Here is a 15,674-nt window from a genome sequence, read left to right as displayed (position 1 = left end):
ATTATAGGATGGGTGTAGCAAGCGCGAAAACGCCGCTTGTGCTCGCAGGCATAAATCGCTTGCGTAACCCACCATTTGCGCTTGCGAACGCATTGTTGGGCCAGCGCTGCGCTGCACCCAACCTACCACGGAAATGAGGTTGGAAGCCACTAGAGCGGTTTTCTTTAATCTTTAGCGTTCTGGCTGGTTGCGGCCGCGCTGGTCGGCGTTGACCTTGAGGATTCGCCTGCTTCGGTCGCCTTGACCAGCTTGCCTCACCAACGCCAGAAACGCTACTGCTATCAGAAAAACGCTCTAAGTTTGACTTAGCTGACGGTTACCTTGCCGCTACCTTCAACCACTTCGCCAATCTCGAACGTCTCGAAGCCGCAGTCGGCAATCATACTCTTCACGCTGTTGGCGTAGTACGAGCTGACGATCATCGTCAGGCCGATGCCCATGTTGAAGACGCGGGCCATTTCGGCTTCTTCGATTTCGCCCAGCTCTTGCAGCCAGGGGAAGACGGCCGGGCGGGGCCATGATTGGCCGTCGATTTTGACGTCGACGTTCTTCGGCAGGATGCGCTCGATGTTCTCGGTCAAGCCGCCGCCGGTGATGTGGGCGATGCCGTGAACGACGTTCTTGACCTTGTAGTGGTTCAGCACTTTGCGAACCGGGGCGACGTAGATCTTGGTGGGGCGTAGGAGCGCATCGCCGACCGTTTCGCCCAGTTCTTCCACATGTTGGTCGACCGTCAGCTGGGCGAGCTCAAACACCACTTTGCGAACCAGGCTGAACCCGTTGGAGTGAACGCCGCTGGAAGCGATGCCGATCACCTTGTCGCCCGCGCTGATCGCCGAGCCGTCAATCAGGTGGGCCTGTTCGGCGACGCCGACGCAAAAGCCCGCCATGTCGTAGTCGCCGACCTGATAGATATCAGGCATGATGGCGGTCTCACCCCCAACCAGAGCGCAGTCCCCCTGCAGGCAGCCGTCGGTGATCCCTTCGACCAGGTCTTCCAGCAGGTCGGGGTCATCCTTCCCCATGGCGATGTAGTCGAGGAAGAAGAGGGGCTCGGCGCCACAGCAGATGGCGTCGTTGACGCACATTGCGACCAGGTCGATGCCGACCGTCTTGTAGAAGCCGGTTTTTTCCGCAATTTTCAGCTTTGTCCCGACGCCGTCGGTGCAGGAAATAAGGACCGGATTTTCGTACTTGCGAGCGAATAAGGGATTGTCGAAATCGAGCTTAAAAAGCCCCGCAAATCCGCCATCGAGCTTCATCACTCGCGGGCTATGAGTGCGGTGGACGAGCCGCGGAAGTCGCGACATCGACTCGGCATAGACGTCTAGATCGACGCCAGCCTCTTTGTAAGTAGCTTTGGCCATTGACTTTATTCGTGCAAGCTGCTGAAGAAAGAGGCTATTTTCCCGCTGCTGGTCCCGATTGTCAACGAGCCGCACCTGGAAGTTCGATATGCAAATCCGCTGCGAATTTTGACTTAATTCCCGCGAAATGGCTGTTCCGGCCCTAGCGATTATTCCCGCTGGCCCAATCGTTGCTATGATCCCTGGGAGAGGGAAATCACGGGATGCGCCGTTTCTCGGCCCGCCTGACGGCATCATCGTCAGTCGTGGCCGGCAAGGTTTTCGTAATGCATTGCCGTTTACCCTAAGCTATTGTTTCGCCAGATGATGCAACGAGCGACCAGATTCAAAAAAACAAGATAGCGAGGGGTGAATTCAGCGACACGTTCTGAAGTCGGGTGTTAGCTTTTAATCGCTGATGCGAGGAAGCCTGTCTGACGAAGGAGCAATGTCGTCACCTATGCTTATGGTTTATCCCCACCCGGAGTTACAGTTTACCCACATCCTTCCGTACGGCGCTGTGCTGCACGAGCGGGGTGTTCAGTTTGTCGTATTCAGTCGCAATGCGACTGCAATGCGGCTGTTACTCTATAAATCGGTCGACGATACCGAACCGAGCGAGATTATCGACTTCGATCGCGAGACCGATCGTTGGGGCGATATCTGGAGCATTTTCGTGCCGGGCGTTTCGGCCGGACAACTCTATCACTTCCAAGCGGAAGGCCCGTACGATCCGAGCCGCGGTTTGTTGTTTGACGGTCGCGCCCGGTTGATCGATCCGTACGCCAAGGCGCTGGCCGGCACGTTCCAGGCCGCGCATGACGGCATCGTCCGTCCGCCGAAGTGCGTGGTGGTCGACGACCAGTTTAACTGGGAAGGAGACCGCCATCTCCGCCGCGACCTGTCGGAAACGATCATCTATGAGATGCACGTTAAGGGCTTCACCGGCAGCGAAACGTCGGGCGTGAAGAACCCGGGCACCTACGCCGGCGTCGTCGAGAAGATTCCGTACCTCAAGTCGCTCGGCGTGACCGCGGTGGAACTGATGCCGGTTCATGAATTCCCGATCATGGACATGATGACCGGCGAAAAGGCGAACCGCACCAATTACTGGGGCTACGACACGATGGCGTTCTTTGCGCCGCATCGTGGCTACGCCGCCACTAAAGAGCCGGGCGGTCAGGTTCGCGAATTCAAAGAGATGGTCAAGGCGCTGCACCAGGCAGGGATCGAGGTGATCCTCGACGTCGTCTTCAACCATACCTGCGAAGGGAACGAGATGGGCCCGATCTTGAGCTTCAAGGGGCTCGAGAACCCGGTCTACTACATGCTGGCCAACGGCGGCAGCCACTACAAGAACTACTCAGGCTGCGGCAACACGGTCAACGGTAACCATCCGATCGTCCGCGAGATGATCTTCCATAGCCTGCGTCACTGGGTTCACAACTACCACGTCGACGGTTTCCGGTTCGACCTGGCGTCGATCCTTAGCCGCGATCGTAACGGCAACCTGGTGCCGAACCCGCCGCTGGTCGAAGCGATCGCCGAAGACCCGCTGTTGGCCGACACCAAGATCATCGCCGAAGCGTGGGACGCCGCCGGCGCCTACCAGGTCGGTTCGTTCGCCAACTTGCGTTGGGCCGAGTGGAACGGTCGTTACCGCGACGATATCCGCTCGTACTGGCGCGGCGACCCCGGCAAGCTTGGCGCCTTGGCGACTCGTTTGGCCGGTTCCAGCGACCTGTACCAACCAGGCGGACGTCAGCCGTATCACAGCATTAACTTCATCACGTCGCACGACGGCTTTCCGATGAACGACCTGGTGTCGTACAACGATAAGCACAACGACGCTAACGGCGAAAACAACCGGGACGGCGACAACCACAACATCAGCTACAACTATGGTGTGGAAGGTCCGACCCGTCGTCGCAGCATCGAAAAGACGCGCGTGCGGCAGATCAAGAACATGATGGCGACCCTGCTCCTTTCGCAGGGGGTGCCGATGGTTTTGATGGGAGACGAATGTCGTCGTACGCAGGGGGGCAACAACAACGCCTACTGCCAAGACAACGAAACCTCCTACATGAACTGGAAGCTGGTCGAAAAGAACGCCGACATGCGGCGGTTCGTCAAGGCGTTGATTGCGTTCCGTCGCGATCAGCCGACCGTCCGGCAAAAGCACTTCCTCAGCGGCAAGGGAACCGGTCGACGCGGCTTGTACGACGTCAACTGGTACAGCGCCTTGGGGACGGCGGTGACTTGGGATGCGGCCGAAGGATCGCTGACTTGCGTTCTGGCTGCGCCTGACAAGTCGAACGACCCGCATGGGGTTGGCCGCGACGTGCTGTTGGTGATGAACGCGACCGCCTCGCCGGCGCAGTTCATTCTGCCGCCGGTCGCCAAAGCGACCAGCTGGCGGATGTTCGTCGACACCGCCGCCGAACCGCCGGCCGACGTTTATCCTGATTTGAACGGCCCGCGTCCGCCCGCCTCCGGCAAGTTCGTCATGCCGGAACGCTCGATGCGAGTTTACGTCGCCGCTCGTTAAGACCGACTCGTTCAGAAAAATCGATACGCAATAGCCCGCGTCCCAAGACGTGGGCTATTCTTTTGGAGAAACGCCCAATTTGTCGGGCGATCCCTCCATCATTTCTCCCCGACGGTGCTGTGGTACGCTGGAAGATCGTATTCGTTTGCCAGGCGTTGTTTGTGGCGCTCTTTGCGATGATCGCCCCGTGGGTGATGTACGCCATTGGCCCGGATGGAACCGCGTACGTTCAGCAGGCCGAGTTCTTCGCCCGCGGCGACTTCTGGGAAGCGGCTTCCGGCTATTGGAGTCCGCTGTTACCAGCGCTCTCGTCGCCAATGATCCTGCTCGGTCTTGATTCGGTCGTCGCCTTCCGAATTGCCCAAGGCATTGTCGGCGTCGGTTATGTCGCCGCCGCGGTTTGGGCGACGACCAAGATCTTTGACATAGAAGCCCGCGGTCAGTGGATCGTCGGGCTGATCACGTCGATTACCGCCGCCACCTGGAGCGGCGCGTTGACGACGCCCGACGTGGCGCTCGCCTTTTTCCTGCTCCTTTATTTCCCCTTCTCGGCTTCCGACGAACTGCTGACCGATTGGCGACATGCCGCCATTGCGGGCGTCTTGGGCGCGATTGCGTTTCTCGCAAAGTCGTACGCGTTTCCATTTTTTCTGGCTCACTTTACCTTCTGCGTCGGCGTTCGCTGGATCGCCGATCGCCAGGACGTTTCGTTTTGGCGAGCCTGTGCGAGTTGGGGAATCGGCATCGCGCTGTTCGCGATCGTTTGCGGTCCGTGGGTTGGCGCGCTGTCGACAAAGTATGCCCGCTTTACGTTTTCCAACTCCGGCGCCTTCAATCACTACCAGGTCGGCATCGAGGACTTCGATTGGAAAGTCGTCTGGCAAATGCAGGAGGCCCCAGAGGGACGCTACAACGTTTGGGAAACGCCGGAGAAGCTCGACTTTGTCGATTGGTCGCCGATAGAGTCCAAAGAAAACTTCATGCGGCAAGCGCAGCATATTCGCGAGAATGGCAAGAAAATCTTGGGAGGCTTCTGGAAGCTCGACCCGATTGGCCTGTTTCCCGCGATGATTGTGATCGCCGCCTTCACGGTCGCCGTGTTTGGCGATCATCGCGGCAAGTTCGTCGCCGTCTGGATGATTTTGACCTGCGGCATCTACGCCGGCGGCTTTTTGCCGGTGGCGTTTGAACCACGCTACATGGCCCCAGTCCTGTTGCCGCTTTGCGTTGGGCAATTGTGGGCGTTTATTGAATGGCTTTTGCGCGTCGAGGTCGAGCGTCCCTCCTTCAGTTGGACACGCTATTGGGCGCCGATGGCGCTGGCCGTCTACCTGGTGGTTGGCTGTTGCGCTCGGCCTGGGTTCTTTCTGCTGCGCGACGCCGTCAGCGAACGGGCGTCGGGCCGCGTGATTCGCAACTATTCCGACATGCTGGCCGACAAAGAGTTTTCGGGCCCGGTCGCGATGATCGGCGACCGTTGGCAAGATGGCCTCTTAATCTCCTTCTATTCGCAGCGTCCGTTTCTAGGAAAGACGTACGCAACCGAGTGGAACGACGCCAAACAAGAGTTTGACGCGTTTGGCGTGCAGATGCTAATCGTCGACTCGCGCGATCCGCTGGCGGAAGAAATCGCCAGCCGCGACGACTGGCAGCTAATCGCCAAGTCGCCGGTGCTCGATTATGAACTGCGCACCTATCGCCAGGTACAGCCGAAGGGGGCCGAGTAGCGGCTACTTCTTCAGTTCGTCTTGACGCAAGATTTTGATCGCCAGCTCTTCTAGCTGCTTGCGATCGACTTCGCCGGGGGCGTCGGTCATCAGGTCGGCGGCTCGCTGCGTCTTCGGGAACGCGATGCAGTCGCGGATGTTGTCGAGCCCGCCGAATAGCATCACCCAGCGATCGATCCCCAGCGCGATGCCGCCATGCGGCGGAGCGCCATACTGCAGGGCGTCGAGCAAGAAGCCGAACCGCTCATCGGCGTCTTCTTCCGACATGCCGAGCAGGCCAAAGACCTGCTGCTGCACCTTGTTGTCGTGGATACGGATCGTACCGCCGCCTGCTTCGCTGCCGTTGATCACCAGGTCATAGGCGACTGCACGGCACTTGCCGGGATCGCTGCCGAGGTGTTCCAGGTCTTGCGGCCGGGGAGCGGTGAAGGGGTGATGCATGGCGACCCAGCGATCTTCCTCTTCGTCGTGCTCGAACATCGGGAACTCGACGATCCAGGAGAAGTGCATCGCCTTCGGATCGTACAGCTTCAGCTCGGAGCCCAGACGCTTCCGTAGCGCGTACAGCGCTTTGCAGGTGACGCTGAATTTGTCGGCGACGATCAGGATCAAGTCGCCCGGCTCGGCGTCGAACCGTTCTTTGAACTTGTCCAGCATCTCTTCGCTGAACTGCTTGGCGATCGGCGAGGCGAGCTTGCCGTCCGCTTCGCACTTGAACCAGGCGAGACCCTTGGCGCCAAAGTCGTTCGAGACGAACTCGGTCAGCTCATCGATCAGACGGCGAGAGTACTTGTCGGCCGCGCCTTTGGCGTTGATGCCGCGAACGCGATTGCCGGCGTCGGCGACCGACTTGAAGACGCGGAAGTCGCACTCGCCGGCCAGATCGGTGGCGTCGATCAGCTCCATGCCAAAGCGAAGGTCGGGGGCGTCGTGGCCGTAACGTTCCATCGCTTCGTCAAAGGTCATCTGCGGCAGCGGCAACTGCACGTCGAGCCCCTTCAGCTCTTTGGCGGTCTTTTGGACCAGGCCGTCGATGATGCCGATGACGTCGTCTTTGTCGACGAACGCCATCTCGACGTCGAGCTGGGTGAACTCGGGCTGGCGATCGGCTCGCAGGTCTTCGTCGCGGAAACAGCGGGCGACCTGCACGTAGCGGTCGTAGCCGGCCATCATCAAGATCTGCTTGTAGAGCTGCGGCGACTGCGGCAGGGCGTAAAATTGACCATGATGCACGCGGCTGGGCACCAGGTAGTCGCGGGCTCCTTCGGGCGTGCTGCGGCCGAGAATCGGGGTCTCGACGTCGATGAATTGGTGTTCTTCAAAATAGTCGCGCATCATTTTGATGATGCGGCTGCGGAGCAACAGCGTTTCCTGCATCGCCGGACGCCGCAGATCGAGATAGCGGTGCTTCAGGCGGAGGTCTTCGCTGGGCAGCTCTTGTTGGGTCGGCAAGAACGGCGGCGTCTTGCATTTGTTCAGAATGACCAGCTCAACGCAGCGGAGCTCGATCTCACCGGTGATCAGCTTCGGGTTGACGGTCCCTTCGGGGCGAGCGTGCAGCGTGCCGCGGACTTGGATCACGTCTTCACAACGCAAACCGCGGGAAGCCTCTTGCACGGCGGCGCCACTTTCGGGGCTGAAAACGACCTGGGTCTTGCCGTAGCGATCGCGCAGGTCGATGAAGAGACCGCCGCCATGGTCGCGATAGCTGTCGACCCAGCCGCACAAAGTAACTTCAAGGCCGATCTGAGCGGAACGTAGCTCGCCGCAGGTATGCGTTCGTAACACAGGAGATTCCCGAATATGGGCTGCCGGTGGGGGGGAAATCACGTATTCTAGACGCACGGGGCCCATGCGCAAAGGTTCCCCTTATGAAGCGAAACCCCCAATGGCGGCCGAACCAACGTTAAATTTCGCGGAAACGGCCGTTTGTGCAACTTGAGCGGTTTCGGCGGGTCGCCTTTCCAGTTGGCCGAAAACGGGGTATACCCAGCGAATGACCGATATTTTGCACATCCCCGAAGTCGCCGGGCTGAACGTTAAACGCCAGGTCGTCCGCATTCCCCCCGAGATGGACGTCCCGCTATCGTCGCGGGTTCGGCAATTAATTGACTCGCCTGAGTTCCGCCGCTTACAACAAATCAGCCAATTGGGGCTGGTTTCGCTGGTCTACCCGGCCGCCAACCATACGCGGTTCGAGCATTCGCTCGGCGTCTATCGCACGGCGCTGCTCTATCTGCAGCAGCTGGCCCATGACGAGCGGTTCGCCGAGATCATCACGCCGGCCGACGCCGAATTGCTGATCGTTGCGGCGCTGCTGCATGACCTGGGGCATTGGCCCTTTTGTCATCCGATCGAAGACCTGCGGCTGACCAACGTGCCGCAGCACGAGATGTTCGCCAATAGCTTCTTGCTGGAAGGGGAAATCGCCGACTGTTTGCGCGACGATTGGCAGATCAATCCCCGCGACGTCGTTGCGCTGTTGTCAGAGAAGCCGCGGAACAAGAAGACGCAGGTGCTGCAGAGCATCCTCTCGGGGCCGATCGACGTCGACAAGATGGACTATCTCCGCCGCGATAGTCTGCATGCCGGCGTGCCGTACGGCATGAATTTTGACCAACAGCGACTGGTCGGCAGTCTTTGTCTGAATCAAGCAGGAACCGGACTGGCGCTGACCAACAAAGGGAAGACCGCCGCCGAGATGATGGTCTTCGCCAGGTATGTGATGTTCAGCGAGGTTTACTGGCATCATGCGGTTCGTTCGGCGACGGCGATGTTCCAGCGGGCGTTCTACATGCTGCACGATCAGCTTGATTTGGATTCGCTCTTCCGGCAGGTCGAGTTGCCGATGGTCGCCTCGATGCGAGCCGCGGCGGGGAATGGACCTGCCCGGGACTTGCTGTTCGGTTTGTTCGGCCCGGTGCGACGCGTTTACAAACGGCTCTTGGAATACAGCTTTGTCGAGAGCCCCGAGTTCTACGATTTGATCGCGCGGCGTCCGTATGCCTGGCTCGAGCGACTGTCGGCCGAACTGGCGAATCGCTTAAGCACCACCATGACCCGCCGGATCGCCCCGCACGAAATCTTGATCGACGCCCCGCCGATCAAGCTGGAAGTGCAGTTCAACATCGAGATCTTCACGCCCAAGCTCGACCAGTACCGCATGCTGGGGCAGGTCTCACCGATGGTCGAAACGCTGGCCAAACGGCAGTTTGACGATTACGTGAAAAAGGTTCGCGTCTTCGCCCATCCCGCGATCATCGACGACCTGCGGAAGATCAAGAATCTAGAAGAGCTGCTGGCCGACGCCATCGAAGCGATCGACTAGGGAGAAAAGCGGAGGAACGCACTCCTTCGGCTTGCGTTTACGATTGGCTGGGATCTTTGGAAGCGGGTCGCGTCGCGGCGGTCTCTGATGGCTGGCGGGTGAGCGCCTTCTGCAAGCGTTCTTCTTCCGATAAGCCAGCTGGTAGCGTAGTGAAGTAATAGATCAAGAGCACCAGGCCGATGGCTGCCGTTCCGACCAGATAGGGTTGGTACGGGAAGGCGTCGTTCACCACCTCGGCCAGCACCAATTCCGATTCTGGCGGCGTCGGTTTGAAGATGAACGAGAGCCAATGAGAATCTTCCACCCCTTCGGCTCGCAGCGCCGTCATGCCAATCGCCAGGCTGTTGTGGGTCACGTGATACGCCATGCAGGCGAACAGGCTGCGCGATTGCACCGCGAGGAAGCCGACCAGAACGCCGACCACCGTTGCCGTGATCGATTGCTGCAGCATTCCATGCGTCGCTCCAAAGAAGAGCGCCGAGATAATAATCGCGCCCCATTTGTGACCCATATGCCGCAAGCCTGACAGGATAAACCCGCGGAACGCGAACTCCTCGCAAACCGCCGGCAAGGCCGCCATCAGCAAGATCACGACGACAAAGGGCAAACCTTCCAGCGCCGGCGTTAGCAGGTCTTGTAACTGTTGCGTCGTCTGTTCGTCGACCGGAAATTGACTCCGAACCCACGAGCCAAGCATGATCGAGAAAGGGTGGACCGCAAACGCCAACAGGACAGCGGCCGGAATCGTCAGCACGTGAGGCAGCTTCAATAGGAAGGTCTCGCGCCAACTGCGAGCCAACAACGCTGCCAGCGCTAACACAGGCAGCAAGATCGTCAGAAACTGGATCGCCACGATGTACATCACGAAACCGCTGCCGGTCGTCGGCAGCGTGAACAGCGGACTGGCGAAATAGCGGACCATCAAGATCAGCAGCCCGGCCAGCACGGCGCTGCCGGCGAGCGGCGTTGGATTGCGATCGCGATACAGGTGAATCAACCACAGCTTCAGATCGAACCGTTCGTTTTCGCTGAACAGCACCGACTCATTATTAAACTGATCGATCGCCCAGCGGATTGCGAGCCAGATGCAGATTGACGTGACCAGGATCACAATCGGGGCGTAGATCAATGCGTCGTGGTAATTTCCTTCCATCAGCGTCTTCATCAGCAGCAAGACGCCGGTCACCGGGATCAAGCTATTGGCGACGCTGATCTCGACCGACGGAAGAATCGGCAGGATCACCAGCGGCAAGTTGACCATCAGCAGCGGCAACAGGTAATACTGACCTTCCTTGCTACTGCGAGCGAGCGCCGCCACCGCCAGCGCCAAAGCGCTAAACAGGGCCGCCATCGGAATCAACGCCAGCAACAACCAGCCGACCGACCAAATGGGCGGCGGGCCAAAGTTAAGTCGACCAGCGGCGCCGGCCGCGCTCAGTTGGCCCATCACCAACGTCGCGGTCATCCCCATACTGGCGAGATTGAGCAGCGATGTGGCGATGCTGAAGGTCATGATCGCCAGCAGTTTGCCGCCGACGATTTCGGATCGCAGGGCAGGGCTAGAGAGGAGCGTTTCGAGCGTGCCTCGTTCTTTTTCGCCGGCACACAGGTCGATCGCCGGGTAAAAGGCGCCGGTCAGCGCCCAGACGACGACAATAAAGGGGAAGATCTTCGACCAGAGGAACGAGCGGCGTTCCGGCTCGTCCGACAGATCGACTTCGTCGACCGTAAACGGGTTGGTCGCTTCGGGCGGAACGTCATGCGCCGCTAGGTTTTGTTCGATCACATCGTCGCGCCACCGCATCAGAATCGTCCAAAAGCGATCCCGGGCGACCAGCGACTTTTCGCGGGCTGAGTTGACGAAGATCTGCGGCTGAGGAAACTCGGCCGCTTTCTCGGCAGGCGTCGCCTTGTTGTCGTCCTTGACATGCTCTTGGAACTGTTTGACCCGCTCGGCGAAGCCTTGCGGGAAGTAGATTAGCGCGTCGAACTCGCCTTCGGTGATGGCGTCTTGCGCCGACTGCCGGACCACATCGGGATCCATCGTCGCCTCGAGAATGTTGATCTCGAACATCTCCGGCGACCAGTCTTTCTGCATCAATTCGGCCGAGAAGTTTTCACCCTCCAGCAGCGGCGGAGAGTCAGGGATTTCGGCCGCCCCGATGATCTGCAATCGCGCCGGGTTTTGTTGGCGGAACTGCATCACCTGCATCACCAACAGCCCCATCAGCGGATAGAGCAGCACCGGCAAGATGACGATCGAGAACAACGTCCGGCGATCGCGCATTTGATCGCGGAGTTCGCGAAACAGGATCAGTTTGATGTTGGACCAACTCATGCGTTTTCGCTCTGCTCGGCCCCCGCATAGTCGGCCATATCTTCCGGCTCGCCGATGAGGTGGAAGAAGATTTCTTCCAGGTCAGGCTGCGAGTAGCGATCGCGCAACTCGGCCTGGGAACCCTCGGCCAGGATTTTTCCTTTGTACATGATTGCGACCTGGTCGCAGAGCTTCTCGACTTCCCGCATGATGTGGGACGAGAAGATTATGCATTTCCCTTGCTCACGCAGTTCGGCGATGATCTGCAGCAAGGCGCGGCCGACAAAGACGTCGAGCCCCAGCGTTGGTTCGTCGAACACCAGTACTGGGGGATCATGGACGATCGCTCGCGCAATCGAGACCTTTTGCTTCATGCCGGTCGACATCTTCGACCCCAGCACGTCGCGCATCTCGTCCATCCGCAGGCGGCGGAAGATCGTGTTCATTCTCTCGTCGAGCTGATCCTTTTCGATCCCGTATAGGCGACCGAAGTACTCGACCGTCTCCCAGGCGGTCATCCGCTCGTAAACGGCGGTATTGGTCGAGACGAAGCCAATCTGACGGCGGACCATGGCGGGCTCCATTACGACATCGTAGCCGTTGACCTGAACGGATCCGCTGGTGGGCTTGAGGACGGTGCTGAGAATGCGCAGGACCGTCGTTTTGCCGGCGCCGTTGGGCCCCAACAGGCCATAGATTTGGCCTGGCATCGCGAACAGGCTAACGTGATCAACCGCCACAAATTTGCCGCGGCGGAGATCGTCGTAAGCTTTGACAAGTTCGCGAACGTGAATCATTTACGACCAGACGAAAGGGGAGCGTCTGCGGCTTGCCAAACGGGCGAACCTGGGATCGGCGATATCCCTCATTGTGCAGTTTATTCTAAATGATGCGAGGGCCCGAATGGGGCCGGCGGAGACCAAGATGCGAAGAGAGTCGCGCTTTGTCCGCGATCATTTCGATCGTGCGGATTGGCGCGAATGAGTCGAATTATTCGTCGTTGAACTTCAGGTCATTCTCGGTCAGAATGTGGAAATTTTTCCTGGACAACGTCTCCATCGCCATTTCGATGTTGTCGGTCATCAGCGCTACCGCAGGACGATCGTTCGGCGTGTTGAGCAGTGGATAGGCCTGGACGATGTTCACTTCGGCTTGCAGCAAGGCGGTGCAGACTCGCAGCAGAGGCTGTGGACCAGTGGGAAGCTCGATTCCGATCAGGTCGCTTTCGATCAGCGCCAGCCCGGCCCGTTCCAAGATCTCGCGACCTTGTTCCGGATCGCTCAACAGAAAGCGGACGAACGCACATTCGGTCGCGTCATTGATCGACAGGGCGACGATGCGAACGTTCGAGCCTTCAAAGCGTCGCACGATTTCCAACAACTGCCCGACGCGGTTTTCGAGAAAGACCGTGAATTGGCGCAAAGAGGGGTAGTCTCGTCCGCGCATGGTCAAATAATCTGTACCAGATTCGCCGCCAGTGCTCATGGACATCCTTTCGTCGAGAGATGCGCCTCCGCTTAAGCGGAGGCGAGTGACGCCTTTCAATTTCCCTAACTATAGAATACGCTTGACCTTCGGTCAACTTAAAGATAGCCCAGCGGAGTGGTCGTGATCACGAAGTACGAAATGCACATCCGCGTCCGGTACCAGGAAACGGACGCCCAAGCGCGAGTCCACCACGCGAACTATATCACGTATTTCGAGGTCGTCCGGACCGAAATGCTGCGGGAGCTGGGCTTTAGCTACCGCGAGATGGAAGAGTCGGGGCTGTTTTTGGTGGTCGCCGAGGCGGAATGCAAATACAAGGCGCCGGCCGTCTTCGACGATCTGCTCTGCGTCTCGGTCGAAACGACCCGGGCCAAAGGGGTACGGATCGAGAACCGTTACGAGGTCCGCCGCGACGACGAGATCATCGCCACCGGCCGAACCCTGTTAGCGTGCGTCGATAAAGCAGGGAAGCCACGACCGATCCCGAAACGCCTGTGCCCGCCGGAATAGAAAATCGGGTTGCCCCGATAGGCTCTCGCTATCGGGGCGGCGCAGCCGCAGGAGCCATCAAGGCCAAGTGCGTAGCGTAGCAGTCCGTTGATTTTCTCGACGGACTGCGTGATCGCATATGGATGCGATCCCAAAATAGCGACGTAAGTCGTTATTTTGCGAGCCGCGAAGAGCTACGCTCTGAGCCTGGCGAGGTTGGAAAATGCCACGATGGCATTTTTCAACAGGCAGGTAGGGCCGCCAGCCACTGCTACAAACGTAGCGTACTTGGTTTCCTCCGGCTTTCTCCAGGCCGCGGATTGATGCTTCCTGCCGACTTCGTCGGCCCCGATAGCGAGAGCTATCGCGGCTAACCGGTGATGAGGCTACTTCATCAGCTTCGACGCAATCGCCGCCATGATTCCGGCGGCGACTTCTTCTTTGCGGCCGGCGAGCAGCGCGACCGACGTGCCGGCGCGGTCGAGGATTTCGACCTGGTTCTCGGCGGCGTTCATCGCTTCGGGGCCGTTCAAGACGATCAGGTCGCAGTTCTTCTTTTCGAGCTTCACCAGCGCGCGAAACCGGGCGTCTTCAGTCTCCAGCGCAAAGCCGACGACCCACTGGTCCGACTTCTTTTGCGCGCCCATCGTGGCGACGACGTCGGGCGTCTCGATCAGGTGCAGCGTGATTGGCTCGCCAGTCTTGGCAATCTTGTGCCCTTCGACCCGCTTGGGGCGATAGTCGCACGGCGCAGCGACCCCGATCAGGCCATCGCAGTTGGGGAACTCTTGCTCGCACGCGGCCAGCATTTCTTCGGTCGTGACGACCGGAATAACCCGGGCTTCGATCGGGTAGTCGACCTGAACCGGTCCCGAGATGATCGTGACGTCGTGACCGGCGGCGATGGTGGCGGCGGCCAGCGAAGCGCCCATGCGCCCGCTGGAGCCGTTGGTCATGTAGCGAACCGGATCGATGTACTGCCGTGTCGGACCCGAGGTAATCAGAATTTGGGCCATGTTCGCCCCTGCTTTATTAGAGAGTCGCCAGGCGAGTTTGAATCGCGGCGAAGATTTCATCCGGCTCCGACATGCGACCGGCGCCTTGATCGCGACAACTGAGCCAGCCAGAGCCGGGGCCGATCATTTCGACTCCATCGTCCACCAGTTGCGCCACGTTCCGCTGGACCGACGGCTTGGACCACATCTCGACATTCATCGCCGGGGCCATCAGCACCGGACCGGTAAACGCCAGGTAGATCGTGCTCAGCAAGTCGTCCGCGGCGCCATGAGCGGTCTTCGCCAGAAAGTTGGCCGAGGCGGGCGCAATGCAAAGCAGGTCGACCGACTTGGCGATTTCGATATGGGCGCCAAGCGGATAGTGCGGGTCAAACGGGTCGAGAGCCGGCGGTTTGCCGGTCAGCGCGGCGAAGGTCGCCGCGCCGATAAACTTGGTCGCTGCGGTAGTTAAAACGGTCGTTACCTCGACGTCCGACTGCACCAGCCGGCTGACCAGCATCGCCGTTTTGTAAGCGGCGACGCCTCCGGTAACTCCGATCGCTACGCAGCGGTTGCTCATAGATCGCTGCCGAAGTCGTCGAAGAATTGACCGCCGTCACCTTCACCGGTGATGCGGACTTCGTTCGACATGTCGAGATGGATCTTATCCTGCTTGATCTCTTCGAGCACGATTTCCATCTTGTTGTCGCTGGGGATGTCGACCAGAGGGCGGCTGCCGGCGTTCAGCGCGACCAGTCGCTTCTGGATCAGCGTCGAAAGCTTAAAGCGACCGCCGACTTTGTTGATGATGTATTCTTCTTTCAGTTCTTCCATCATAGCGCATCGTCTCCCGAATCGTTTTGAATCACCTCGGCCAGTCGCTGAACCGTTTCGTTCACGGCGCCGACGTCGTTGACAATCTGATATTTGTATTGGCCCATCGCGGCCAGCTCGCGTTTGGCGGCGGCCAGGCGACGTTGAATCGTTTCTTCCGGTTCGGTGGCGCGACCACGTAGCCGACGTTCCAGCTCTTCCAAGCTGCCAGGGCTCAGGAAGATAGTGACCGCGGCCGGAAATTGCTTAACGATTTCCAAGGCGCCGTCGACGTCAATCTCCAGCAACACCGAAATTCCCTGCGTTAACCGGCGCTCGACTTCGCTGCGAAGCGTGCCGTACCAGTAACCGTTGCCGAACACCTCAAACGTTTCGAGGAAGGCGCCCGCCTCTTTGCGGCGGTGGAACTCTTCGCTCGACAGGAAGTGATAGTCGCGGCCGTCGACTTCGCCAGCCCGGGGAGGCCGAGTTGTGGCCGACACGCTCAGTTCCAGCTTCGGCTCGGCCAGGGCGAGCAACTCTCGCACCACGGTTGTCTTTCCAGACCCCGACGGGCCCGAAAGGATCACCAGTTTGCCGGTTCGAGAGGAAGCCATGTCGCG

Annotated in this window: 13 protein-coding genes; 4 read left to right on the top strand and 9 right to left on the bottom strand. The window is 59.3% G+C overall.

Annotated features, from left to right (window positions below; translation table 11 throughout):
* Positions 1-305: 305 nt before the first annotated feature.
* Positions 306-1,367, bottom strand: coding sequence for a phosphoribosylformylglycinamidine cyclo-ligase (purM, locus tag Enr8_RS22610; protein WP_146436106.1), 1,062 nt, complete (start codon positions 1,365-1,367; stop codon positions 306-308).
* 439 nt (positions 1,368-1,806) lie between these two features.
* Between purM and glgX the strand changes: the two genes are divergently transcribed.
* Positions 1,807-3,894 (top strand): glycogen debranching protein GlgX, encoded by a 2,088-nt coding sequence (gene glgX / locus Enr8_RS22605; protein ID WP_146436501.1) that lies wholly within the window; start codon positions 1,807-1,809, stop codon positions 3,892-3,894.
* A 119-nt stretch (positions 3,895-4,013) separates the two neighbouring features.
* Positions 4,014-5,621 carry an ArnT family glycosyltransferase gene (locus tag Enr8_RS22600; RefSeq protein ID WP_146436104.1) on the top strand — a complete coding sequence of 536 codons (1,608 nt, stop codon included), beginning with the start codon at positions 4,014-4,016 and terminating at the stop codon, positions 5,619-5,621.
* A gap of 3 nt (positions 5,622-5,624) precedes the next feature.
* On the opposite strand, the gene aspS is transcribed toward Enr8_RS22600, so the two are convergent.
* On the bottom strand, positions 5,625-7,409 hold the full coding sequence (aspS, locus tag Enr8_RS22595) for an aspartate--tRNA ligase (RefSeq protein ID WP_146436102.1): 1,785 nt from the start codon (positions 7,407-7,409) through the stop codon (positions 5,625-5,627).
* A gap of 208 nt (positions 7,410-7,617) precedes the next feature.
* On the opposite strand from aspS, the gene Enr8_RS22590 reads away from it, so the two are divergent.
* Entirely contained in the window at positions 7,618-8,949 is a 1,332-nt protein-coding gene (locus Enr8_RS22590; RefSeq protein ID WP_146436100.1) for an HD domain-containing protein, read from the top strand.
* A gap of 37 nt (positions 8,950-8,986) precedes the next feature.
* Here the strand turns inward: Enr8_RS22590 and Enr8_RS22585 are convergent, their stop codons facing one another.
* The 3 genes from Enr8_RS22585 to Enr8_RS22575 form a co-directional block, all read right to left on the bottom strand.
* Positions 8,987-11,287, bottom strand: a complete 2,301-nt coding sequence (locus Enr8_RS22585; RefSeq protein ID WP_146436098.1) for an ABC transporter permease subunit/CPBP intramembrane protease — start codon at positions 11,285-11,287, stop codon at positions 8,987-8,989.
* On the bottom strand, positions 11,284-12,063 hold the full coding sequence (locus Enr8_RS22580; protein ID WP_146436096.1) for an ABC transporter ATP-binding protein: 780 nt from the start codon (positions 12,061-12,063) through the stop codon (positions 11,284-11,286). The genes Enr8_RS22585 and Enr8_RS22580 overlap by 4 nt, the downstream gene beginning before the upstream one ends.
* A gap of 193 nt (positions 12,064-12,256) precedes the next feature.
* On the bottom strand, positions 12,257-12,751 hold the full coding sequence (locus Enr8_RS22575) for an acetolactate synthase (protein ID WP_146436094.1): 495 nt from the start codon (positions 12,749-12,751) through the stop codon (positions 12,257-12,259).
* A 123-nt stretch (positions 12,752-12,874) separates the two neighbouring features.
* Between Enr8_RS22575 and Enr8_RS22570 the strand changes: the two genes are divergently transcribed.
* On the top strand, positions 12,875-13,264 hold the full coding sequence (locus tag Enr8_RS22570; RefSeq protein WP_246120214.1) for an acyl-CoA thioesterase: 390 nt from the start codon (positions 12,875-12,877) through the stop codon (positions 13,262-13,264).
* A 365-nt stretch (positions 13,265-13,629) separates the two neighbouring features.
* On the opposite strand, the gene Enr8_RS22565 is transcribed toward Enr8_RS22570, so the two are convergent.
* From Enr8_RS22565 to gmk, 4 genes are read right to left on the bottom strand one after another with little or no spacing between them, the layout of a single operon-like run.
* Positions 13,630-14,259 carry a phosphopantothenoylcysteine decarboxylase domain-containing protein gene (locus Enr8_RS22565; protein ID WP_146436090.1) on the bottom strand — a complete coding sequence of 210 codons (630 nt, stop codon included), beginning with the start codon at positions 14,257-14,259 and terminating at the stop codon, positions 13,630-13,632.
* 16 nt (positions 14,260-14,275) lie between these two features.
* Complete coding sequence (locus tag Enr8_RS22560; protein WP_146436088.1) at positions 14,276-14,818, bottom strand: flavoprotein; 543 nt, start codon at positions 14,816-14,818, stop codon at positions 14,276-14,278.
* On the bottom strand, positions 14,815-15,075 hold the full coding sequence (locus tag Enr8_RS22555) for a DNA-directed RNA polymerase subunit omega (protein ID WP_146436086.1): 261 nt from the start codon (positions 15,073-15,075) through the stop codon (positions 14,815-14,817). Before Enr8_RS22555 ends, Enr8_RS22560 begins: the two co-directional genes overlap by 4 nt.
* On the bottom strand, positions 15,072-15,668 hold the full coding sequence (gene gmk / locus Enr8_RS22550; RefSeq protein ID WP_146436083.1) for a guanylate kinase: 597 nt from the start codon (positions 15,666-15,668) through the stop codon (positions 15,072-15,074). Before gmk ends, Enr8_RS22555 begins: the two co-directional genes overlap by 4 nt.
* Positions 15,669-15,674: the final 6 nt, after the last annotated feature.

The organism is Blastopirellula retiformator, assembly GCF_007859755.1.
In the GTDB taxonomy this organism is placed as follows: Bacteria; Planctomycetota; Planctomycetia; order Pirellulales; family Pirellulaceae; genus Blastopirellula; species Blastopirellula retiformator.
This window is presented reverse-complemented; position numbering and strand designations above follow the sequence as displayed.